This window comes from Actinoplanes sp. NPDC051411, from assembly GCF_040682075.1.
Classification (GTDB): Bacteria; Actinomycetota; Actinomycetes; order Mycobacteriales; family Micromonosporaceae; genus Actinoplanes.
Genome location: NZ_JBFBAD010000067.1, coordinates 1 through 22,133 on the forward strand (window position 1 = coordinate 1; position 22,133 = coordinate 22,133).

The window sequence follows — 22,133 nt, forward strand, 5'->3', positions numbered from 1 at the left end:
GGTTGTGGATTTCCCGCCAGTGCTCCCGCACCTCAACCGGGCGGCCGGGCAGCACAGCCAGCACGGGCTGCACGGCCAGCACGGGCTGGCCGGGCAGCACGGGCTGGCCGGGCAGCACGGGCTGGCCGGGCAGCACGGGCTGGCCGGGCAGCACGGGCTGGCCGGGCAGCACGGGCACAAACTCAAGACCAGGCACGCCCTCAGGCTAAGCCCGCCCCACCAAAGCGCGGACTTCAGAACCCTGCACCCACCCAGGCACAGCCGCACCGCCGAACGGAAACGTCAGAACCGCCCCGGCAAAGCCGCACCACCAAGCCCGGCCACCAGATGCATTCGCTCAGCGCGCCACGACGGCTAGCCGACTCGGTCCAGGAAGGTGTGCAGGGCGGCGTTGAACACCTGCGGCTGCTCGAGGTTGGGCAAGTGGGCGGCTCGGTCGATCACGGTCAGGGTCGAGTCGGGCAGGAGGGCGTGCATCTCCTCGGCGTCGCTGACCGGGGTGAAGGTGTCGTCGGCGCCGACCACCACCAGGGACGGCACCGTCACCGTGGTCAGCAGGGTGCGGTAGTCGGGGCGCTCGGCCCGGCCCCGCAGGGCGGCCGCGGCGCCCTGCGGTGGGGCGCCGAGCATCATGCGGCGTACGTGAGTGGCCACCGATGGGAGGGCCGGCACGTTGTAGGGCGCGATCATCCTGGTCAGGTTCTCCGACGCATACCACTCTGTGCCTTCGGCGACGAGGCGGTCGGCGGCTGCCCGGCGGGCCTGCCTCGCCTCCGGAGGGTCGGCTCGCGGGAACGTGTCGGCCAGCAGCAGGCCTGCGATGCGGGACGGGAACTGGCGGTAGCACTCCATGACGATCTGGCCGCCCATCGACAGGCCGCCGAGGACGAACCGCGCGATGCCCAGGCCGTCGGCCAGGGCGAGCAGGTCGGCGGCGAACGTCGACAGCGGGGTCTTGCCGGGGACGACGGTGCTCGACCCGTAGCCCCGGAGGTCGGGCGCCACGACGCGGCACCGGGACGAGAACTCTGCCACCTGTGGGCCCCACATCGACCGGTCGAACGGGTGCCCGTGCACGAGCACCAGGGCGGGCCCGGCGCCCGCGTCGTCGTAGCCGACCTCGATCCCGTTCGTCAACACCGTGCCATCAAACCAACGCTGACCTAATTCTGCAATCGTTTTCAGAGGGTAGACGGCCACTTCAGACCGTCATGACAACTGATCATGGTCGATCTATTGACAACGATCAGAAATGGATTTCAGACTGGCCCGCATGGCCGTGACGATCAAAGATGTGGCGCGCGCCGCCGGCGTGTCCGCGTCGACTGTCACGCGGGCGCTGAGCAATCCGGAGATGGTCAATCCGGCTACGCGCGACCGGGTGCGGCAGACCGCGGCCGCGCTCGGCTATCAGCCCAACCGGGCCGCGCGGGGGCTGATCACCGGGCGCACCGGGAACCTCGGTCTGCTCGTCCCCGATCTGGCCAACCCGTTCTTCCCGAGCATCGTCAAGGGTGTGCAGGCCCGGGCCCACGAGGCCGACTACGCGGTCTTCCTGGTCGACACCGACGAGGACGCGACCGCCGAGGCGGGGCTGGTCAGCAAGCTGTCCAAGCAGGTCGACGGCCTCATTCTGTGCTCGCCGCGGATGGCCGAGGAGGAGCTGCGCGCGATCCTCGCCGAGACCCCGGTCGTGCTGATCAACCGGCGGGTCGGCCGGGTGCCGTCGGTCACGCCGGCCTTCACCGATGCCATGCGCCAGGCGGTCAGCCATCTGACCGCTCTGGGTCACCGCCGGATCGCGTATGTGGCCGGGCCGCGAAGCAGCTGGGCCAACCGCGAGCGGGTGCGGTCGCTGCGGGCCGTCGTGGGGCAGGGAGGCGTCGAGCTGGTCGAGATCGGCAACGTGATCCCGCAGTTCCCGGGTGGGGTGGCCGCGGCCGATCAGGTGCTGGCGGCCGACGTCACGGCGGTCATCGCCTACAACGACCTGGTCGCGCTCGGGCTGCTGCACCGGTTCGCCGCCCGGGGTGTGGCCGTGCCCGCCGACATCAGCCTGCTCGGCTTCGACGATATCGCCCTGGCCGAGATGGTTCACCCGTCCCTGACCACCGTCGCCCTCCCCAAGGAGCAGGCCGGCCGCGCCGGCGTCGACCTGCTGCTGCAACTGCTGGAGCAACCGGACCGCGCCGGCGGGGTCCGCCGCGAGCTGCCCACCCAGCTGATGGTCCGCGGCTCAACCGGCCCGGCGAGGACTTGACCCAGCGAGACAAAAGGACCAAGCGCCCGAGCACGAGAGAAGGCAGCAATGAAGCGTAGAACTCTCCTCACCACCGCCGCCGCGGTCCCGGTCGTCCTCACTGGAGCGGCGGCGTGCGGCGCCCCGGACAAGCCGGGCGGTTCGAGCGGCAAGACCGACGGCCCGGTGCCCGACAAGCCCGGCAAGGCGGTCACCCTCAACATCCTCGATGTGGCCGGTAACCTGCAGCTGACGCAGGGCATGATCGATCAGTTCTCGGGTCAGAACAAGGATCAGATCGGCAAGGTGACCTATTCCAAGGCGACCGCTCCGGAGCTGGTCGGCAAGGTCAAGGCACAGCAGGCCGCGAACCGGGTCGACATCTCTCTGGTCCTGACGGGGGTCGACGGCCTCGCCGCCGGCATTGACCAGAACCTGTGGCTGCCGCTGCTGCCGGCCTATCAGGGCCGCCTGCCCGGGATGAGCAACTATCTGGACGGCGCGGCCGCGATGCAGAAGCTGGCCGGCGACTTCGGCGTGACGATCACCTACTACCCGTCCGGGCCGCTGATCGAGTTCCTGCCGGCGAAGGTGCCGACGCCGCCGAAGAGCGCCGACGAGCTGCTGGCGTACGCGAAGGCCAACCCGGGCGCCGTGCAGTATGCGCGGCCGTCCAACTCGGGCCCCGGCCGTACGTTCCTGATGGGTCTGCCCTATCTGTTGAAGGATTCGGATCCGAAGGATCCGGTCAACGGCTGGGCCAAGACCTGGGCCTATCTGGCCGAGCTCAACAAGTACGTCACGCTCTACCCGTCGACGACCTCGGACACGATGAAGAACCTGGCCAACGGGTCGGCGAAGATCATCGCGAGCACGACCGGGTGGGACATCAATCCGCGGGTGCTCGGCACGGTGCCCAAGGAGGCCGCGATCGGCACGCTCGAGGGCTTCCACTGGGTCACCGACGCGCACTACGCGGTGATCCCGAAGGGTGTCGACGTCGATCAGCAGGCGGCGATCCTCAACCTGCTCAAGGACATGCTGACCCCGCAGCAGCAGGCGAAGGCCTACGACAAGGGCTACTTCTATCCCGGCCCGGCGGTCAAGGACGTGACGATTCAGATGGCGCCGGCCGAGAGCCAGAAGGCGATCACCGAGTACGGCCGCCCGGAGTACGAGCAGCTGATCGCCGGCAACCCGCTCGAGGTGCCGCTGGACGCCAAGGCGCTGGTGGCCGCGTTCGACAAGTGGGACCGGGAAATCGGCGGCGCCAAGGTGAAGAAGTGACCGCAGAGGGATTCCAGCAGCTCCGGCTGGACGGCGTGACCCGTCGTTTCGGCGGCAAGGACGCGCTGACCGGCCTGAGCCTGACGATCGGGCGGGGCGAGTTCATCGCCCTGCTCGGCCCGTCCGGTTGCGGCAAGTCGACCGCGCTGAACTGCCTGGCCGGTCTGCTCCCGCTGTCGGAGGGCAGCATCTGGCAGGACGACCGGCGCCTCGACACGCTTCCTCCCGAGCGGCGCGGTTTCGGCATGGTCTTTCAGAGTTACGCGCTGTTCCCCCATCTGTCGGTCCGTAAGAACATTTCCTTCGGCCTGCAGATGCGCCGGGTCCCGCGTTCGGAGGTGCGGCGGCGCACCGACGAGGCGATCCGGCTGGTCCGCCTGGAGGAGCACGCGCGCAAGTTGCCGGGTCAGCTCTCGGGCGGCCAGCAGCAGCGGGTCGCGATCGCCCGGGCGGTGGTGCTCGAACCGTCGCTCGTGCTGATGGACGAACCTCTGTCCAATCTCGACGCCAAGCTGCGGCTGGAGATGCGCACCGAGATCCGGCGGCTCCACCAGTCGCTGGGCCTGACCACGGTCTATGTCACGCACGACCAGGAGGAGGCGCTGTCGATGGCCGACCGGCTGGTGGTGTTGCGCGACGGCCGGGTGCAGCAGGTCGGCACGCCGGAGGAGCTGCACACGCGTCCGGCCAACCGGCACGTCGCAGATTTCATGGGCTACCGCAACCTGCTCCCGATGACGGTCGCCGAGGCGACCGGGGCGGTGGTCACCGTCGAGGGAGCCGGTTTCCGCTTGCGGGGTACGCCGGTGGGCCGCGTCCGCGTCGGCGACGAGGTGATCGCCGCGATCCGTCCCGAAGACCTGGTCCCGGGCTCGGACGGCGTTCCCGCGACCGTCGACGTGGTCGAATACCAGGGCCGCGAGCTGGCCGTCGAGGCCCGCACCGAGTCGGGCGTCGCCCTGCACCTGAGAGCGGCCGAACGCCCCGCCCCCGGCGACAAGATCACGGTCACCGCCGACCCGGCCCGGGTCCTGGTGTTCAGTTCATGACGCCGCACACCGAAGACCGGAAGACCGGGCTGGGCAACGACAGCACCGGCGAAGGCCGGAAGACCGGGCAGCACACCGCCGCGCCGCGCGACAGCGGCGCCGGTGAGGGAGGCGGAGCATGACGGCCACCGCGGACAACCCGGCAACCACGCGGCTCGCACTCCGGCACCGGCTGGCCGAGCGGGGCATCGACCGCCAGCTGCTGCTTCTCGCGCCCGCCCTGCTGGCCGTGCTGGTGCTGTTCGTCTACCCGTTCGCCTACGGGGTCGGGCTCTCGTTCCAGCCGTCGCACGGCGGCACCCTCGGGGCCTATCGCGACTTCTTCAGCGACGCCTACCAGCGCGACACCATCTGGACCACGCTGAGACTGTCGCTGCCCGCCGCGCTCCTCAACGTGGCGGCCTCGGTCCCCATCGCGTACCGGATGCGCGGAAGGTTCCGCGGAAAGCGGATCCTCACGACGGTTCTGGTTGTTCCGATCACGCTCGGGACCGTGCTCACCGCCGAGGGCCTGCTCAACTTCCTCGGGCCGACCGGGTGGTTCAACCGGGTGCTCATGGGCATCGGGCTGACCGACGGTCCGCTGCGGCTGACCAACAACTACTGGGGTGTGTTCTTCTCGCTGGTCATCACCGGCTTCCCGTTCGCCTTCCTGCTGATCCTGTCGTATCTGTCGGGCATCGACCCGACGCTGGAACGGGCCGCGGCGACGCTCGGGGCCGGCTGGTGGCAGCGGTTCCGCCGGATCACCCTGCCGCTGCTCGCGCCCGGCCTGGCCACCACGTTCTGCCTGACCTTCGTGCTGGCCTTCAGCGTCTTCCCGTCGGCGGTGCTGGTCGGCGACCCGGCCGGCACGACCCGGGTCATCTCGATCGCCGCCTACCACGCCGCCTACGAGGTCTACGACTATTCGCTGGCCAGCGCCATCGCGGTCGTCATGGGCGTCGTCGAGCTCCTCGTCGTGGCCATCGTGCTGGGCGTGCGCACGCTGTTCTACACCGGATCGACGGGAGGTAAGGGATGAGAAGCCGAAGGATCGTCGCCTCCCCCGGCGCCTGGATCGTGTGGGGCGTCGTCATCTTCTTCTTCGTCAACCTGGCCGGGCTGATCGGCTCGGTGCTGGTGAGCTCGTTCGGGAGCCGCTGGTTCGACACGTGGCTGCCGCAGAGCTGGACCACCCAGTGGTATGGCCAGGCCTGGCACGAGTTCACGCTGCTCGACGTGCTGATCGTGACCGTCGAGGTGTCACTGCTGGTCGTCGTGATCTCGGTCCTGGTGGGCGTCCCCGCCTCGTACGTCCTGGCGCGCCGGACCTTCCCGGGCCGGCGCCTGCTCTATCTGTTGTTTCTTCTGCCGATTTTGATGCCGCCGATCACCTACGGCATCCCGCTGGCGACCGTGCTCTACAAGTACGGCTTCGCGGGGCATCTGAGCGGCGTCGTGCTGGCCAACCTGGTGCCGTCGATCCCGTTCGTGATCCTGACGATGACGCCGTTCATCGAGCAGGTCGACCCGGCGATCGAGCGCGCGGCCCGCATGTGCGGTGCCCGCACCTGGCAGGTCTTCCTGCGCATCCTGGCGCCGCTGCTGGTGCCGGGCATCCTGGCCGCGTCGATTCTGGTGCTGGTGCGCACGGTCGGCATGTTCGAGCTGACGTTCCTGACCGCCGGACCCGACTCGCAGACCCTCGTCGTGGCGCTCTATTACACGATGTCGGCGGCCGGCATCCGCGCTCAGCAGTCGGTCGACGCGATGGCCGTGATGTACATGGCGATGATGCTGGTCCTGCTCGTGATCGCGTTGCGCTTCGTCAATCCGACCCAGTTGGTGGCCCGGGTCAAGGAAGACGTCGAGTGAGGATCGCGTCGGCAAGGGTCGTCGTCTGCTCCCCCGGCCGCAACTTCGTCACGCTCAAAATCGAGACCGACGAGGGCGTGACGGGGGTGGGCGACGCCACGCTCAACGGGCGGGAGATGGCCGTCGCGGCCTATTTGACCGAGCACGTGATCCCGGCGTTGATCGGGCGGGATCCGGCCCGCATCGAGGACACGTGGCAATACCTCTATCGCGGGGCCTATTGGCGGCGTGGGCCGGTGACGATGAGCGCGATCGCGGCCGTCGACACCGCCCTGTGGGACATCAAGGGCAAGGTGGCGGGGCTGCCGGTCTATCAGTTACTGGGTGGGCGGTCACGGGAGGGCGTCACCGTCTACGGTCACGCGAACGGCACGTCCGTCCCCTCGTTGCTCGAATCGGTCGCCCGATTTGTCGAGCAGGGCTATCGGGCCGTCCGGATCCAGGCCTCCCCGCCCGGCATGACCGACATTTACGGTATTTCGACCGCACCGATCTATGAGCCCGCCTCGTCGGCCATCCCCAGCGAGACGATCTGGTCCACTCCGGCCTACCTCGACTTCATCCCGTCGATCTTCGCCGCGGTCCGGGCCGAGTTCGGCCCGTCGTTGAGACTCACGCACGACGTCCACCACCGGCTGACCCCGATCGAGGCGGCGCGGCTGGGCCGCGCGCTCGAGCCGTACGCGCTGACGTGGCTGGAGGATCCGGTGCCGGCGGAGTCGCAGGAGGCGTATCGGCTGATCCGGCAGCACACGACCACTCCCCTGGCGGTCGGCGAGGTGTTCAACTCGATCTGGGACGCCTCGACCCTGATCTCCGAGCAGCTGATCGACTACATTCGGGCCACCGTGGTGCACGCGGGCGGGATCACCCACCTGCGGCGCGTCTTCGACCTGGCCGCGCTGCACCACGTGCGCACCGGCTCGCACGGCGCCACCGACCTCTCGCCGGTCTGCATGTCGGCCGCCCTGCACCTCGACCTGGCGATCCCCAACTTCGGGCTCCAGGAATACATGCCGCACAGCGCCGAGACCGACGCGGTCTTCCCGCACGGCTACCGTTTCGAGGCCGGCTATCTGCATCCATCCGAGGAACCGGGGCTGGGCGTCGACATCGACGAGGCCGAGGCCGCCCGGTATCCCTACCGGGCGGCCTCCCTTCCCGTCGCCCGCCTCGAGGACGGGACCATGCACAACTGGTGAGCCGAGTGACGGATCAGCCGACCAGTGCGTGTGTCCTCTCGGGCGGGGCGGTCTTCTCCTGCGTGCGGCCTATCGTCGGCAGGAACGCCTCGGCAGTCAGCGCGGCGACGGCGATCCGGGGCAGGTCCCGGGCGGTCGGGAAGCACAGGTAGCGGGGCAGCCACTCGGGCTGATACTTCGCGTTGGCCCGGTAGAGCGACTCGATCTGCCACAGCCGGGACGCGGCCTTCAGCAGCCGGTGCCACAGCCGCAGGACCGGACCGGCGCCCAGCTCCTCGGCCCGGGCGAACACCGAGCGCAGGACGGCGAAGTTGAGCGACATGCGGCGTACGCCCAGAGCCGGCGCCGCCTCGGCCGCCGCGACCACCATCATCTCGGTGAGGCCGTTGTCAGCCGTGCGGTCGCCGCGCATGAGGTCGAGCGACCAGCCGTCGGCGCCCCAGGGCACGAACTGCAGGACGCCCCGGATCCGCTTCTCGGGGTCGCGGCCGACGACGAGCACGCAGTCGCCGTCGCGCGGGTCGCCGAAGCGGGACAGCGCCATCGAGAAGCCGCGTTCGACCGAGCCGTCGCGGAAGTCGGTGGCCGCCCGGATCGCCTCGGCCAGGCGCTCGGAGGTCATGTCGCTCTGCCGGGCGACCTCGCAGGTGTAGCCGGCCCGCTGCATCCGGTTGACCGCCTGCCGTACGCCGCGCATCGGCCGGCCCTGCAGCGAGAAGCCCGGGAGGTCGAGGATCGCCTCGTCGCCCAGTTCGATCACGTCGAGGCCGTGTTTGCGGAAGGCCCGGCCGCTCCGGTTGCTGCAGCCCAGCACCGCGGGGGTCCAACCGTAGGCGGTGCACTCGGCCAGCCAGGCCGAGATCACCTCGGGCCAGGCCGACTCGGGGCCGATCGGGTCGCCGGAGGCCAGGCTCACGCCGTTGATCACCCGGTAGGCGATGACCGCGGCGCCGTTGGGCGCCCAGATCAGCGACTTGTCCTCGCGGAGGGCGAAGTATCCGAGTGAATCGCCGTGGCCGTGCCGGGCCAGCAGATCGCGGAGTCTCGTCTCGTCGGCCTCGGTCCGCGACGGCCTGGCCGAACCCGGCCGCAGCAGCAGGATCACGGTCGCCACGGCGGCGAGCAGCCCGAACGCACCGGTCGTCAGCGTGACCGCCTCGGCCCCGATCGGCGACACGAACTTCAGGGGTCCCGGCACCCCGGCCAGCCCGAAGAGGGCCTGTTCGGCCCAGTCCCGCACGCCCGGCGCGCCGACCAGGTGGTTCTCGCGGATCGCGATCTCGGCGAACCCGAGGAGGAAGCCGGCCCCGCCGAAGCCGAGCAGGGCGGCCGGGGCCCGCCGGCGGTTGCGGCGGTCGGGCCGGGCGTGGAACTCGCGCCGGACGACGAACAACAGGGCGAGCAGGGCCGCCGAGACCGCCGCGGCGTCGAGGTCGAGCCCTTTGACGACGTGGAGCAGGGTGCCGGCGGCCGAGGAACCGACGGCCAGGAGCCAGGCGCGGTGCTTGCCCCGGCGCAACCCCGCCCCCACGTAGATCAGGAGGACGCCGGCCACCGCGGTCGCCGCCCGAGCCGAGAGCATGCCGGTGGTCGGCACGAACTCGCTCAGATCGGCGATCCGGCCGTGCCGCGGCGGCAGGACGGTGGTGAGCACGTCGAACAGTCCGACGAACTGCACGATCCGCGCCACCGCGGTGCGCGACAGCGGCGGCCTCGACCGCCAGCAGGGCTCTGACATGACCGGAACGCTAGGTCCGGGCCGATGAGAAGACGATGAAGGGGCGTCTCACTCTGCTCTCATGCTGGTCTTGACAGCCTGCTCCGGTGCCGTTGACGAGTCTCCGCCTGATCGTGCTCGCGGCCGTCGTGACCGTGGGAGCGCTCGCCGCGACCGTCCTGGTCTGGCCGCGCTGGGGCCGCTGGCGGTTCCTGGTCCGGCCGTCCGGTGTGCTCCTGACCGAGGCCCTGCTGATCGTGACGGTGGGCCTGGCCGTGAACCGGTCGCAGGAGTTCTACCCGTCGTGGGCGGCCCTGCGCGACACGTCGGGCCCGGGGCCGGCGAGCTATCACGTCTCGGCGGGCCGCCTGGACGCGTGGCTGGCCGCCCGGCCGTCGGTCCTGTCGTTCCCCTGGCGGCCGCCGGGCTGGACGTCCTGGCACCTGGCCGCCGCGCCGACGGTGACCGTTCCGGCCGACTACCTGGCCCACCCGGCGTGGCGGTATTCGGCGGTGCTGATCGTCGGGACCCGCCCCTGGGCCCTGCCGCCGGTCGCCGGGCCGACCGTGCTGGTGAACGTGACCACGACGGCTTCCACGTCGGCGTCGACCCTGGCCGGGGCGCTCCCGGGGTCGCTCGGGCGGGATCTGCGGGTGACCTCGCACCGGTGGGCGCTGGTGACGTCGGCGGCCGACAGCGCGCTGGCCCGGCGGGTCGCAACTGCCGCGCGGGGGCGGTTCCCGGCGGTCGCGTTCGTCGGGGTCGCGGCTCCGGCCCGCGCGGCACAGACCGCCTACTTCCCCCGCGCAGCAATGATCAAGGCCGCTCTGACCTGGGCGGCCGACGAGACGCCCCCGCCGCTGGCCGCGTCCGCGCCCGAGCCGGCCTACCTCCCGCCGGCCCCGCGACGTTCCCACCACTTGAAGCCGAAACCGAAACCGAAAGCGGTACGACATGGCGCCCGACAGCCTCGCCCTTGAGATCGTGGCGGGCGTCCTGACCCTGCTGACCGCGGCCGGCCTCGGCGTCCTCTGGTCGTTCGCCACCGGGCGCCTGCGCTGGGTCAACCGCGCCGCGGCGATCGTCGCCTGCCTGGCCGCGACCGCCGCGACCGGACTGATCTGGGTGAACCGCCAGGTCGACGCGTACCCGACGTGGGCGAGCCTGCTCGGTTCGACCGCGGCCGCCGCCGACGCCCCGATCACCCAGACCGACGACGGCCAGGTCGTCAGCTTCACCGTCCACGGGCCGGCCAGCCACCTGAGCATGCCGGTCTACGCCTACCTGCCCCCGGGCTACCGGAGCGACACGCGCACCCGCTATCCGGTGATCGAGGCGCTGCACGGCTACCCCGGATCACCCCTGCAGTGGATCAAGAAGCTGGGCGCTCCGCACGTGCTCGACACCGAGATCGGCGCCGGGCGGATGGCGCCGACGATCGTGCTGTTCCCCTACCAGACGCCGAACCCGCGGCTCGACACCGAGTGCACCAACCTGGTCGGCGGGCCGCAGACCGAGACGTTCCTGACCGTGGACGTTCCGGCCTACGTGCGGGCCCATTTCCGGGTGCTGAGGACCGGCTGGGGCCTGACCGGCTATTCGGCCGGCGCCTACTGCGCCTCCGACCTGCTGCTGCGGCACCCCACCGAATACGTCGCGGCGGCGAGCCTGAGCGGCTACGCCGACCCGGGGATCGCGGTCGGCAACGGCACCGAGCACACCGGCTACAACGAGATGTGGCGCCTGGCCCACCTGCCGATCCCGGCGGTCGCCCTCTATCTGGCCTGCGCCCGGACCGACAAGAACGCGCTGCGCGGCACCCAGGCGGTGGCCCGGGCCGCCCGGGCGCCGATGTCGGTGACCACGTCGTACGTCAACGGCGGCGGCCACAACCAGGCGACCTGGGTGGCCATGGAGGCGCCGTCCTTCGACTGGCTGTCGTCATGGCTCCCCCGGCCGTCGGCCTAGGACAGGGGATCGAGCCGGTAGCCGGCGCCGCGCACGGTCTGGATAGTGCCGCGCCCGAACGGCCGGTCCACCTTGTCACGCAGGTAGCGGATGTAGACGTCGACCACGTTGGAGCCGCCGTCGTAGGCGAAGTCCCACACGTGGTCGATCAGGTAGGTGCGGCTGAGCGTCTCACCGTGCCGCCGCATCAGCTCGTGCAGCAGCGCGAACTCCTTGGCCGACAGGGCGATCGGGGTGTCGCCCCGGTGCACCTCCCGGGTGGCCGGGTTGAGCACGAGGTCGCCGACCGTCAGCGAGGACGGGCGCTCGGACGTCTCGCGCCGGGTCAGCGCCCGCACCCGGGCCAGCAGCTCGTCGAACGCGAACGGCTTGGTCAGGTAGTCGTCGGCGCCGGCGTCGAGGCCGCGTACCCGGTCGGTGACCGCGTCCCGCGCGGTCAGCATCAGCACCGGGGCCCAGCGCCCCTTCTCCCGGATCTGGCGCAGCACCTCGAACCCGTCCGGCGGCGGGATCATCGCGTCGAGCACGACCACGTCGTAGTCGGTCTCGGCGATCGTCCAGACCGCGTCGGTGCCGGTGGCGGCGGTGTCCACGGCATAACCGGCCCGGCGCAGGCCGCGGCTCAGCATGGCCGACATCGCCGGGTCGTCCTCGACCACGAGAAGTCGCATGCCGACCACCCTAAGTGCCGGCCCTCAGGCCGGCTCGCCCGCCGGGGCGACGATGCTGCGGCGGGGTTCGGGGGCGGGCTCGCTTACGGCGTACGCGGAAAGCGGGCGCAAGTCGAAAGCGGAAGCGAGCAACGGCCCCGGGAACCTCGAAGCGGTCCGCCGATAGGCGGTGACCTGGCCGTTGAAGTCATCGACGGCGGCCCGCAGGGGTTCGTCGAGCGCGCGCAACCGGTCGAGGGGAGCGTGCAGCCGGGCGTCGCCGCGCAGGCCCGGGTCCCGCCCGGCCGCGTCGACCAGCCGGGTCAGCGTGGCCGTCAGGTGCTCCTCGGCCCGGCAGGTGCCGGCCGGATCGGTGAGCACCCCGGCGCTGATCGCGGCCCGGCGGGCGGCCCGCACCGGACCCGCCTCGGGCGAGCGGGCGTCGTCGAGCAGCATGCCGATCAGGGTGTGCCGGCGCTGCAGCAGGGTGTCGACCGTGCGCCAGGAATGCGCGGCCCGGTTCCGGCCGGCGATCAGAATGAACAGGTCGGCGGCGGCCCCGGCCAGGACGAGGAGCAGGGCCAGGACGACGATCAGCGCTACCGGCACGGGAGGCCTCCTCCGCTTCTGGTTCGTTCGAAGATCAGCTTTGCTCGCGTTGGATGACATCACGATGAGAATCGGGGTTCAGAATGGTTCGCGTGGTGCCGCGCTCGGTGCGGACGCGGCTGGTGCTGTTCTTCTCGGTCGGCACCGCGCTGGTCCTGCTCGCCTGCCTGCTGGTGCTGCACGAGGCGCTCGACCGGCAGCTCCACGGCGCGCTGGCCAACGACCTGTCGGGGCGTTACGACGACCTGTCGGCGGCGGTCGCCGCCGGCGACCTGCGGGCGGTGGCCGACGACCCGCTGGCCCAGCTCTACCGCGCCGACGGCACGCTGGTCACCGGGTCGCGGAGCTTCCGGGACCGGCGGCTGCTGACCCCGGACCAGGTGCAGGCGATCACCCGCCAGCAGACGATCTCGGCCGAGCTGCCGGCCGGGATCCACTTCACCGAGGCCGACGTGCAGATCCTGGCCGCGCCGGCGCACCACTACGTGCTGGCGGTGGCGGCCCGGTCGGATGTCGTCGACAACGCGGGTGGCCGTCAGCTGGTCGTGCTCGCGCTGGCCGCCCCGCTGCTGATCGCGGGCCTGGCGGCGGCCGGCTGGGTGACCGTGCGGGCCACGTTGCGGCCGGTCGGGCTGCTGAGCCGGGAGGCGGCGGCGATCTCGTCGCTGGACGCCGAGCGCCGGCTGCCGGCCGTCGAGGGTGACGACGAGATCGCCCGGCTGGCGGCGACGCTCAATCAGATGCTGGGGCGGTTGCAGGTCGCCTTCGCCCGGGAGCGTGCCTTCGTCGACGACGCCTCGCACGAGTTGCGGACGCCGCTGGCCGTCCTGCGCGGGGAGATCGAGTTGGCGTTGGGCGCTCTGGACGACCGTTCGGAGCTCGAGCAGTCGCTGCTGGCGGCCAAGACGCAGGCCGAGCGGTTGACCCGGCTGGCCGAGGATCTGCTGATGCTGGCGCGGGACCGGGACGGGACGCTGGCCCTGAATCGCCAGCCGGTGGATCTGTTCGATCTGGTGCGCTCGGAGGCGGCCGCTCTCGGGCCGGCTCTGGATCTGGACATCTCCGCGGTCGGCGACCCGGTGGTGATCGATGCCGATCCGAGCCGGCTGCGGCAGGTGTTCGCGAATCTGGCCGCCAACAGTGCGGCCGCCCGGGCCACCCATGTGCGGGTCTCGGTGCGGCAGTCCCACGGTGACGTTGTTCTGGAATGGGCCGACGACGGGCTCGGCTTCTCGTCCTCGCTGCTCTCATCGGCTTTCGAGCGCTTTGTTCGAGGCGACACCGCCCGAACCGAGACCGGCGCCGGCCTCGGGCTGTCGATCGTGCGCGCCATCGTGGCCGCCCACGGTGGCACCGTTTCGCTGGGAAACGGCCCACCGCTGGAAGGAGCGGTTGTTAGCGTTCACATCTAGGGTTGTACCGGGTTCCAGCCGTCACTGCCGGCGAGGTATTTCTGGGAGGTGTAGTCGGCCGCGGTGGCCGCGCTCATCTGCGGGCGGTCGCTCGTGCCCTGCGTCTTGCCCGAGCCCGAGTTGTTGTATTCGGTGAAGCGGCACGTCTTCCACGAGAAGCCGCTCATGTCCTGCCAGGCGCCGGCCTGCCGGATGTGGCCGCCCAGGCTCGAATCCCGGACGAGCACCTGGCCGATCGCGTCGGCCGCGTTGCCGGCGTGCCAGCAGCGGCCGAGGGCCACCGTCTGGGCGGCCGCGCTGCTGCTCAGCGTCGACCGGGTGATCAGGATGCCGTACTTGTTGGAGGCGTTGGTCGCCGCCGCCGTGATGTAGCCGTTGTTGCTGCTGTTGCGGTTGAGCGACACGATCGTCGTGCTGTCGATGACCAGGTCGCCGTTGCCGTAGATGAAGTCGACCGCGCCCTCGATGTGGCTCTTGTAGACGTACTGCCGGACCTGGGCGCTGCCGGTGCCGCCCCAGGAGAGGAACGTGTCCTGGAAGCCGAGCATCCGGACGTTGCGGTAGACCTGGCGGTCGGCGCCGGCGTAGACGGCCAGGGCCTGACTGCCCTCGCCGTACGTGTTCTGGACCGTCAGGTTCTTGACCGTCGTGTCCTTGGCCAGGTTGAGCAGCGTGGCACTCCCCTGTGCCCCGGCGGTCGACTGCGGCGTGTTCCCGGTGATCACCACGTCGGTCGCGGTGCCGCTCGCACCCTGGATCGTGAGACCGGACTTGCCGGCCGGAACGCTCACCTGGCCGTGATAGGTGCCGGCCTTGACGCTGATGACCGTGCCGCTGCTCGCCGCGGCGACCGCGGCCTGAATGGTCGTGTAGTTGCCGGAGCCGTCCGCGGCAACCGTGATCGTGGCCGCCGCCACCGGTGCCGGGACGGCCATCAGCGCGACCGTGAGAACGCTTGTGAACGTGAACATTCGCTCACTGTAGCCATCGATGCTGATCGATTCAATTGTCGGCCGGTGTTTCGAGCTTCGGCAGCACCGCCTTCATCACAGTGATCTCCTCGGTCAGGTTCTGATCGTCGGTCCCGGCATGCGAGTACACGTCGACCTGCACGTCGTCGTCCCGCACGTAGAGATGCCCGGCCAGGTCGAAGGCGTCATACCCCTCCACCCCGTCAACCGGCTGGGCCTGCGACACACCGGCGTCGAAATCGTCGGCCGTCGTCTTGGACAGGAACAGCGCCAGCTGGCCGCCGTCCTGCTGCCACTGGCAGTAGCGGCTGGAGTCGCCCGGCTTCGCGTCGTCCCCATCCACCTCGGTGATCTGCCGCCCGGTGAGGCGGACAACCTCGGAACGGCTCAGCAGGGAACACGGATCGGGCAGGTCGTCACTTCGGTCAGCTTCCCCGAGCCCGCTGACCCCGGTCGGCGTCGAATTCGGTCCGGCCGCGTCGGCGGCAACCGGCCGCCCGGCATCGGCATCCAAAAAGCCGCACCCGCCGAGGGCGGCGACGGCGAACGTAGCAGCGGCGAGGGCAGACAGGCGTCGCTTCATGCTGCTCAGAGTCCCGGCCCGGACGGCGCCGGCCAAGCAACTCGGCCCGCGGTGCACTCCTGGGCGGGAGACTTTCAGTCCTTAGGAACGGCGGCCACACCGGAAAAAGACAAGACTGTCATCGAGCCGGTTCCCGGTCTACCTTCGCCGTCGTGACAGGCGACGTACTCATCCTGAGCGGCCCACCCGCGGCCGGAAAAACCACGGTGGCCCGCTTGCTGGCCTCCTCGGCCCCGAAGCCCACCGTCCACCTGGAAACCGACCAGTTCTTCCGAGCCATCCGCACCGGCTTCGTCCTGCCCTACCTCCCGGAAGCGGAACCCCAGAACAAGGTGGTCCTGACCGCAGTGGTGGACGCGGTGGCCGCGTTCACGTCGGGCGGCTACGACGTCATCGTCGAAGGCATCATCGGCCCGTGGTTCCTACCCCGCTTCTCGCCCTTGGCGGCCCTACGCATCGACTACGTCGTGCTGCTGCCCTCACTGGAGGCCACCCTGGCCCGAGCAGACACCCGCGCGGCCTCCCACCTCCGCGACCCGGGGCCGATAACCGGCTTGCACGGCGCCTTCCCCCGAGACGCCCACACCATCGACACCACCGGCCAGGAGCCGTCGCTAACGGCTTCCCACGTACGCGAGGGGCTCGCATCCACCCGCTTCCGCCTGCCCGCCCCCCAACTGTCAGCCGAAGTCGCCGAGTAACCGCGCACTCCCACCGCTCCCACAGCTGGCACCGCTGCCACCGTTCGGCACCGCTCCCACCGCTCGGCACCGCTCCCACCGCTCGGCACCGCTTCCACCGCTCGCCACCGCTCGGCACCGCTCGGCACCGCTCGGCACCGCTCGGCACCGCTCGGCACCGCTCGGCACCGCTCGGCACCGCTCGGCACCGCTCGGCACCGCCGCCGAGGCGGCGCGCCCTCAACTGACGCCGTGGATCCGGTCCGTCAGCGGCGGAACGCCCCCTCGCCGCCGCACCCGCAGTCAGGACCGCAACCATCGCCGGAGCAGCCCGAACGGCCCGGCGGCATCCGGGTCCGATCCCCCGCTCAGCGCATGTCCTCAAGCTCCCGCTCTTTGCGGCCGTCGCCAAGCCTTGCCCGGCAGCCGGTTCCGGTTTACTGACGAGTCCCCGCCAGCGACCACATGTCCGGCGCCACACCCTTCACCTGCCACGCCTCGCCCTTGATCGTCCTTCACCCGCCGCACCCTTAGCCTGCCGCGCCCTCACCCGCCGCACCCCTCACCCGCCCCGCCCTTAAAGAGTTCCGCCCTTCACCCGCTGCGCCTTCATCGCCGCGCCCTCACCCGGCGCGCCCTTCACCCGGCGCGCCCTTCACCCGGCACGCCCGTCACCCGGCACGCCCGTCACCCGGCACGCCCGTCACCCGGCACGCCCTTCACCCGGCGCGCCCGTCACCCGGCGCGCCCTTCCACAGCGGTGTCCTTCACTCCGGTGCCTTCGACCGCGGCGCCTTTCAACCGCGGTGCCAGCGCGCCAGCTTGGGCGGGCTCACCACGATCCAGAGGCCGACGACGTGGGTCTCGGTCACCTGGACAGCGACCACGGCGAGGGCCCGGCCGGCCCGGCGCAGCGCGAGGCCGGGGCGACCGTTGACCGACTCGACGGTCAGGTCGGTCCCGGGCCGGCCGCAGAGCAGCACCTCGCAGAGCCGGCCGACCTCGCCGGCCCCGTGCACCGGGCCGGGCATCGGCCCCGGTCCGCCGCCGTCGCAGAGGGCGAAGACCTCCGCGTCGAGAAGCGCGGCGACATCGCCGGCACGGCAGGCTTCCGCGAACCTCCGCACGACGTTGTCATGCGGACCGGGCATGTCCGGTCGGGACCACTTCCCCGCCGACCGACTCCGACCCGCCGCCACCGCCACCACCCAGCAGCCCAGCGTCAGCACCGGCATCCAACGACTCCGGCGCGGCGCCTATGTGCGACGGCCCGGGCCCGACACCGCCGCCGTTCGAGCGCCCCGACGAGGCGCCGTCGGCTGACGTGCCGGCCGCCAGCGACCCCGACGAGGCACCGCCACCCGGCAACCCCGACCCGACGCCGTTCGACGGGGCGTCGGCGCCAGTCAGGGCCGGCGGAGTGGCGGGGGCCGGCGGCTCGGGCTCGCCACCGTTGATGAAGGCGCGACGCGGGTGCTGGACCGAGGCCAGTGACACGATGTCGCGGCCGAACAGGGCCGCGGTCAGCCAGACCGCCAGCACGCGGACCTTCCGCTCCCAGCTCGGCACCGCCAGCACGTGGTAGCCCCGGTGCATCAGCCAGGCCGGCAGGCCCTTGATGACGACGCGGTGGAACTGGAAGATGCCCCGGCCCAGCCCCAGCGTGGCGACCGTGCCCAGGCTGTGGTGCTTGTACTGCTTGAGCGGCCGGCCGCGCAGCGACGCCACGAGGTTGCTTGCGAGCAGTTTGCCCTGGCGTACGGCGTGTTGGGCGTTGGGCACCGTGGCCGCGCCCGGCTCGGGGGCCGCGAGGTCGGGCACCGCGGCGTCGTCGCCGGCGCCCCAGGCGTCGGGCACCGGCTCGGCGTCGGTGCCGACGCGCAGGTCGGCCCGCACGACGAGCATGCCGCGGGCGTCGATCGGCAGGTCGGTGTGGCTGCGGACCATCGGGTTGGCGCCGTTGCCCACCGTCCAGACGATCAGGTCGGAATCGAAGGCCTCGCCGGTGGAGAGCACGACGCGCCCGTCGCGCGCCGATGTTACTTGCGCCTTGAGGTGTACGCGGCCGCCGCGCCGCTCAAGAGCGCGAACCACCCACCGGCCGGGGCCGTCGGTGACCTCGGGGAGGATGCGGTCTCGGGCCTCGACCAGGTGGAAGTCGAGCTCCGCCGGGTCGATCTCGGGATAGCGCCGGGCCAGGGACGACGCCAACGACAGCAGTTCGCCGAAGCCCTCGACGCCGGAGAAGCCGCCGCCCACGAAGGTCACGGTCAGCAGCCGGCGGCGCGCGGGTCCGGGCGGGAGCGTCGACGCCCGGTCGAAGTTGGTCAGCAGGCGGTCGCGGATCGCCACCGCCTCCTCGACGTGTTTCATGCCGATCGCCTGCTCGGCCACGCCGGGGATGGGGATCTTGCGAGTCACCGCGCCCGCCGTCACCACCACGATGTCGTACTTCACGGGGAACGCGGGGGCGCCGGAGGTCGGAAGCACGGTCGCGGTGCGATGCGCGTGTTCGAGTTTCACGACCGTACCGGAAATGAGCCGTGAGCGGCGCAGATGCCGTCTCAGAGAGACGGCGGCGTGCCGGGCTTCGACCGAACCGGCGAGGACCTCGGGCAGGAAGGGCTGATAGGTCATGTAGGGGCGCGGATCGACGACGATCACCTCGGCCTCGTCGCGCCGGAGCTTCTTCTCCAGCTTCCAGGCCGTGTAGAAACCGGCGTAGCCGCCGCCGACGACGAGAATGGTCTTCACGCGACATAAGACAACGCGGGGCGCCGGTTTGTGACACCGGAACTCAGGCCAGTTGGGTCAACTTTTCCGGAACCACCATCCAGAGCACCCGGTCGATCAGGTCGTTCGACGCGGTGACCGTGATCACGCCGAGGAACGCGCCGTCCTTGTGCATGACGGCCGCGGTCCGGCCGTTGGCCTCGGCCCAGCTGATCTCGACACCCTCCCAGTACCAGCTAGAGACCGCGGTGAAGAACTTCGCCACCCGAACCGGCCCGAGCACCGGCGTGCGGGCGACCCGGATCGCGCCGTTGCCGTCCGACACGCTCTGCACGTCGGCCGCGAACAGCTTCTCGAGCCCGGCCATGTCACCGCTGCGGGCCGCCGCGATGAACCGCGTGAGCAGCTCCTTCTGCTCGTCGGCCGCCACCGGGGCGCGCCGGTCGCCGGCGACATGCTTGCGGCCCCGCGACACCAGCTGGCGCACCGCCGGCTCGGTCGACTGGAGAATGTCGGCGATCTGCGCGTACGGGTAGCCGAACGCCTCCCGGAGCACGTACGCCGCCCGCTCGCTCGGGGTCAGCTTCTCCATCAGCAGCAGGGCCGCGAACTCCAGCGCCTCCCCGCGCTCGGCCCCCAGACAGGGGTCGGCCGACGTGTCGACGGGCTCGGGCAGCCACGGGCCGATGTACGTTTCGCGGCGCACCCGGGCCGACTGCAACTCGTTGATCGCCAGCCGGGTCGTGGTCGTCGCCAGGAACGCGCCCGGATTCCTGACCTGGCTGCGATCGGTGGTCTGCCAGCGCAGCCACACCTCCTGCAGCAGGTCCTCGGCCTCGCTGGCGCTGCTCAGCATGCGGTACGCGATCCCGAAGAGCCGGGGCCGCACGCTCTGGAACACCGCCGTCGCGTCGTCGAGATCCGTCACCGCCCCATCGTGGCGCACCGAAACGCATTTACCAATCAGGCGACGCCCTTGTCACAGATTCGCCGGCCGCCTGCCGGGCTGCCCACGGGCACGCCGGCCTGGCAGAGCATCCCGTCCTGGTTCATCTTCGGCGACCAGGACCTCAACATCCCGGTCGCCCTGCACCGTTTCATGGCCGAGCGGGCCACGGCCAAGGGCGTACGGGAAATCGCCGGCGCGTCCCATGCGCTCAGCTTCTCCCAGCCCGACGCCGTCGCGACGTCGATCCTCGAGGCCGTCGCCGCCTCCTGAACAACCGCGGTTCCCGGCCCGGCCGCCGGGGACCGCCTCCGAGCGCGCATCCCTTACGGTGTCGGCGTGACGGGGCATCTTCTACGCGTACGCCTGATCGCGGTAGCGGCGATAGCCGCCTTCCTGGCCCTGGCCTTCGGCATCCGCCTGGCCTTCACCGGCGGCAACGTCCTCAACAGCTCCCCGGGCCTGGCCCAATACTCAGGCACCGCCCTGTACGCCGCGACCGTCTACGCCGCCGTCTTCGCCCTGTTCCCCCGAACCCGCCCCGGGCCGGCCGCCGCCGCCGCGATCGCCTTCTGCTGGCTCATCGAGTTCTTCCAGATGACCGGCATCCCGGCCCACCTCTCCGACCAGAGCGCCCTGGCCCGCCTGGCCCTGGGCCGCACCTTCGACCCCACCGACCTGCTCTGGTACGCACTGGGCGTACTCCCCCTGGCCCTACTCCACCACCTCGTGACCCGCCACCGCCCAGCCGGACCACCGAGGGTTTCGGGTTAACCGCAAGCGGCACGGTTTCTGCCCGCGCACCCCACCACCCAGGGCCGCCCGGGTGACAAACCCGATGTCGAAAAACCAAGGCGCGGCAGCCAGACCCCCCACCCGTCAGGTGACCGCCCAGCAAGAGCTGCAACCAGCAGCGCGGTGCCAAAACCAAAGCGTGGGTGAAAACCATGCAAGGTTGCCGAGCAAGAAAGCCAGGCCCAGCCCAGAAAACCTCAGCGCGAAGACGGCACCACAGTCTTGGACCACCGCATGGCCTCCATGACGGTACGAGTCAACTCGGCCCCCGAATACTGCCCCTCGAACGCTTCCATGTCTCCCCGCTGATAGGCCTCAACGGTCCGAAGCAGCCGGCCGAGCGAGCCCGTGCCCCGGGCCAGCGCCAACTCGATCTCGTCGGTCAGCGGCAGGTGCTGCGCGAGCATCGCCGGCGTGACCGCGAGCAGGGCGGCCACCGCGGTCACCAGCCCGGCGATGAAGGCGGTGTCCGGGTCGGCTGAGAAGGCCGGTGCCAGGTTGCTGCACAGGCGGGCCCGGTGGAGGGCGTCGACCAGCTGAGCTTCGGTGGCTTCGGCCACGTCGTCGACGACCATCAGCATCGCCCAGCGGCGGATCTGGTCGAGTCCCTGCATGACCACGGCCTGCCGGATCGACGAGATGCGGGTGGTCGGGCAGGCGACGGCCGAGTTGCTGGCCCGCAGCACGCGCATGGTCAGCGCCGGGTCGCTGGCGATGATGGTGAGGACCTGTTCGAGGTCGGCGTCGGAGCTGCCGAGGGCGGCCACCAGTTCGAGCCGGTGCAGCTTGGTCGGGGACAGCGAGGCCGCGGTCAGCACCTGGGGTCGCGAGAGGACGTAGCCCTGGCGCAGTTCGAACCCGTAGTGGTTGGCCAGCTTCAGGTGGTCGGGGGTTTCCAGTCCTTCGGCCACGATCTGCATCTGCGGGAACCGCCGGCAGGCCGCGATGATCTCGTCGACGTGCTCGGTGACGCCGTTGAGGAGGTCGAGTTTGACGTACGACGCGAACGGGATGAGCCGTTCGTGGCCGGAGCCCCAGACGAAGTCGTCGAGCGCGATCCGGTAGCCGGATTCGACCAGGGAGGCGATCCCCTCGACGACCGCGTCGTCGACGACGACCGTCTCCAGCACCTCCAGCACCACCTGCTCGGGGCCGAACGGCAGCGGCAGTTCGCCGACCAGGAACTCGCGGGTCATGTTGATGAAGCAGGTGCGGTCGCCGACGACCTCGTCGAGGCCGAATTCGGTGAACGCGTTGACCACGACCTGGCTGGTGGCGTACGAGTCGCGCCGTTGGGCGTCGACGGCGTCCATCTGGCCGCGGAACAGCAGTTCGTAGGCTACGACGTCGCCGGTCCGGTCGAAGATCGGCTGCCGTGCCACATGGACGAGATGAGTGCCCGGTGCGGGCGACGACAGACGAATCAGCACGGACC

The 22,133-nt window shown here is 70.8% G+C and carries 22 protein-coding genes and 1 pseudogene; 12 read left to right on the forward strand and 11 right to left on the reverse strand.

The features are described 5' to 3' along the window. Positions 1-196, reverse strand: a pseudogene (locus tag AB0M88_RS31670) (hypothetical protein); the annotation flags it as partial. A gap of 158 nt (positions 197-354) precedes the next feature. Beyond that, positions 355-1,140, reverse strand: coding sequence for an alpha/beta hydrolase (locus AB0M88_RS31675; protein WP_364108788.1), 786 nt, complete (start codon positions 1,138-1,140; stop codon positions 355-357). A gap of 112 nt (positions 1,141-1,252) precedes the next feature. On the opposite strand from AB0M88_RS31675, the gene AB0M88_RS31680 reads away from it, so the two are divergent. The 6 genes from AB0M88_RS31680 to manD all read left to right on the forward strand — a co-directional run bounded on the left by AB0M88_RS31680 (position 1,253) and on the right by manD (position 7,634). Next, positions 1,253-2,260 carry a LacI family DNA-binding transcriptional regulator gene (locus AB0M88_RS31680; protein WP_364108790.1) on the forward strand — a complete coding sequence of 336 codons (1,008 nt, stop codon included), beginning with the start codon at positions 1,253-1,255 and terminating at the stop codon, positions 2,258-2,260. Positions 2,261-2,308: 48 nt separating this feature from the next. Further along, on the forward strand, positions 2,309-3,526 hold the full coding sequence (locus AB0M88_RS31685) for an extracellular solute-binding protein (RefSeq protein WP_364108792.1): 1,218 nt from the start codon (positions 2,309-2,311) through the stop codon (positions 3,524-3,526). Beyond that, positions 3,523-4,575, forward strand: coding sequence for an ABC transporter ATP-binding protein (locus AB0M88_RS31690; protein WP_364108794.1), 1,053 nt, complete (start codon positions 3,523-3,525; stop codon positions 4,573-4,575). Before AB0M88_RS31685 ends, AB0M88_RS31690 begins: the two co-directional genes overlap by 4 nt. Positions 4,576-4,693: 118 nt before the next feature. Further along, the gene (locus AB0M88_RS31695; protein ID WP_364108796.1) at positions 4,694-5,599 is read left to right on the forward strand and encodes an ABC transporter permease; all 906 of its coding nucleotides are present in this window, start codon (positions 4,694-4,696) and stop codon (positions 5,597-5,599) included. Then, positions 5,596-6,432 carry an ABC transporter permease subunit gene (locus AB0M88_RS31700; protein WP_364108798.1) on the forward strand — a complete coding sequence of 279 codons (837 nt, stop codon included), beginning with the start codon at positions 5,596-5,598 and terminating at the stop codon, positions 6,430-6,432. The genes AB0M88_RS31695 and AB0M88_RS31700 overlap by 4 nt, the downstream gene beginning before the upstream one ends. Next, on the forward strand, positions 6,429-7,634 hold the full coding sequence (gene manD / locus AB0M88_RS31705; RefSeq protein WP_364108800.1) for a D-mannonate dehydratase ManD: 1,206 nt from the start codon (positions 6,429-6,431) through the stop codon (positions 7,632-7,634). The genes AB0M88_RS31700 and manD overlap by 4 nt, the downstream gene beginning before the upstream one ends. A gap of 13 nt (positions 7,635-7,647) precedes the next feature. On the opposite strand, the gene AB0M88_RS31710 is transcribed toward manD, so the two are convergent. Then, positions 7,648-9,372 carry a phosphatidylglycerol lysyltransferase domain-containing protein gene (locus tag AB0M88_RS31710; RefSeq protein WP_364108802.1) on the reverse strand — a complete coding sequence of 575 codons (1,725 nt, stop codon included), beginning with the start codon at positions 9,370-9,372 and terminating at the stop codon, positions 7,648-7,650. 86 nt (positions 9,373-9,458) lie between these two features. Here AB0M88_RS31710 and AB0M88_RS31715 point away from each other — a divergent pair, with 86 nt between their 5' ends. Both AB0M88_RS31715 and AB0M88_RS31720 read left to right on the forward strand, forming a co-directional pair. Further along, positions 9,459-10,331 carry a hypothetical protein gene (locus AB0M88_RS31715; protein ID WP_364108804.1) on the forward strand — a complete coding sequence of 291 codons (873 nt, stop codon included), beginning with the start codon at positions 9,459-9,461 and terminating at the stop codon, positions 10,329-10,331. Then, positions 10,306-11,319: an alpha/beta hydrolase-fold protein gene (locus AB0M88_RS31720; protein WP_364108806.1), complete on the forward strand. Its 1,014-nt coding sequence runs from the start codon at positions 10,306-10,308 to the stop codon at positions 11,317-11,319. Before AB0M88_RS31715 ends, AB0M88_RS31720 begins: the two co-directional genes overlap by 26 nt. On the opposite strand, the gene AB0M88_RS31725 is transcribed toward AB0M88_RS31720, so the two are convergent. Continuing rightward, positions 11,316-11,990: a response regulator transcription factor gene (locus AB0M88_RS31725; RefSeq protein ID WP_364108808.1), complete on the reverse strand. Its 675-nt coding sequence runs from the start codon at positions 11,988-11,990 to the stop codon at positions 11,316-11,318. The genes AB0M88_RS31720 and AB0M88_RS31725 overlap by 4 nt on opposite strands. 24 nt (positions 11,991-12,014) lie before the next feature. Further along, entirely contained in the window at positions 12,015-12,578 is a 564-nt protein-coding gene (locus tag AB0M88_RS31730) for a LemA family protein (RefSeq protein ID WP_364108810.1), read from the reverse strand. Positions 12,579-12,661: 83 nt separating this feature from the next. On the opposite strand from AB0M88_RS31730, the gene AB0M88_RS31735 reads away from it, so the two are divergent. Next, complete coding sequence (locus tag AB0M88_RS31735) at positions 12,662-13,990, forward strand: HAMP domain-containing sensor histidine kinase (protein WP_364108812.1); 1,329 nt, start codon at positions 12,662-12,664, stop codon at positions 13,988-13,990. Here AB0M88_RS31735 and AB0M88_RS31740 read toward each other — a convergent pair. Together AB0M88_RS31740 and AB0M88_RS31745 are read right to left on the reverse strand one after the other, a co-directional pair. After that, positions 13,987-14,961 (reverse strand): pectinesterase family protein, encoded by a 975-nt coding sequence (locus AB0M88_RS31740; protein WP_364108814.1) that lies wholly within the window; start codon positions 14,959-14,961, stop codon positions 13,987-13,989. The two genes, AB0M88_RS31735 and AB0M88_RS31740, sit on opposite strands and share 4 nt — an antisense overlap. Positions 14,962-14,992: 31 nt before the next feature. After that, positions 14,993-15,580 (reverse strand): DUF3558 family protein, encoded by a 588-nt coding sequence (locus AB0M88_RS31745; RefSeq protein ID WP_364108816.1) that lies wholly within the window; start codon positions 15,578-15,580, stop codon positions 14,993-14,995. 116 nt (positions 15,581-15,696) lie between these two features. On the opposite strand from AB0M88_RS31745, the gene AB0M88_RS31750 reads away from it, so the two are divergent. Next, positions 15,697-16,245: an AAA family ATPase gene (locus AB0M88_RS31750; protein ID WP_364108818.1), complete on the forward strand. Its 549-nt coding sequence runs from the start codon at positions 15,697-15,699 to the stop codon at positions 16,243-16,245. 776 nt (positions 16,246-17,021) lie between these two features. Here AB0M88_RS31750 and AB0M88_RS31755 read toward each other — a convergent pair. The 3 genes from AB0M88_RS31755 to AB0M88_RS31765 are packed head-to-tail and all read right to left on the reverse strand — an operon-like array spanning position 17,022 to position 19,885. Continuing rightward, positions 17,022-17,375, reverse strand: a complete 354-nt coding sequence (locus tag AB0M88_RS31755; protein ID WP_364108820.1) for a siderophore-interacting protein — start codon at positions 17,373-17,375, stop codon at positions 17,022-17,024. Next, positions 17,359-18,978 (reverse strand): FAD-dependent oxidoreductase, encoded by a 1,620-nt coding sequence (locus AB0M88_RS31760; protein WP_364108822.1) that lies wholly within the window; start codon positions 18,976-18,978, stop codon positions 17,359-17,361. The genes AB0M88_RS31755 and AB0M88_RS31760 overlap by 17 nt, the downstream gene beginning before the upstream one ends. Before the next feature lie 43 nt (positions 18,979-19,021). Then, positions 19,022-19,885, reverse strand: coding sequence for an RNA polymerase sigma-70 factor (locus AB0M88_RS31765; protein ID WP_364108824.1), 864 nt, complete (start codon positions 19,883-19,885; stop codon positions 19,022-19,024). A gap of 48 nt (positions 19,886-19,933) precedes the next feature. On the opposite strand from AB0M88_RS31765, the gene AB0M88_RS31770 reads away from it, so the two are divergent. Together AB0M88_RS31770 and AB0M88_RS31775 are read left to right on the forward strand one after the other, a co-directional pair. Next, complete coding sequence (locus AB0M88_RS31770) at positions 19,934-20,176, forward strand: alpha/beta hydrolase (protein WP_364108826.1); 243 nt, start codon at positions 19,934-19,936, stop codon at positions 20,174-20,176. 66 nt (positions 20,177-20,242) lie between these two features. Then, on the forward strand, positions 20,243-20,677 hold the full coding sequence (locus AB0M88_RS31775; protein ID WP_364108828.1) for a DUF2809 domain-containing protein: 435 nt from the start codon (positions 20,243-20,245) through the stop codon (positions 20,675-20,677). A gap of 218 nt (positions 20,678-20,895) precedes the next feature. On the opposite strand, the gene AB0M88_RS31780 is transcribed toward AB0M88_RS31775, so the two are convergent. Then, positions 20,896-22,128: an HDOD domain-containing protein gene (locus tag AB0M88_RS31780; RefSeq protein WP_364108830.1), complete on the reverse strand. Its 1,233-nt coding sequence runs from the start codon at positions 22,126-22,128 to the stop codon at positions 20,896-20,898. Positions 22,129-22,133: the final 5 nt, after the last annotated feature.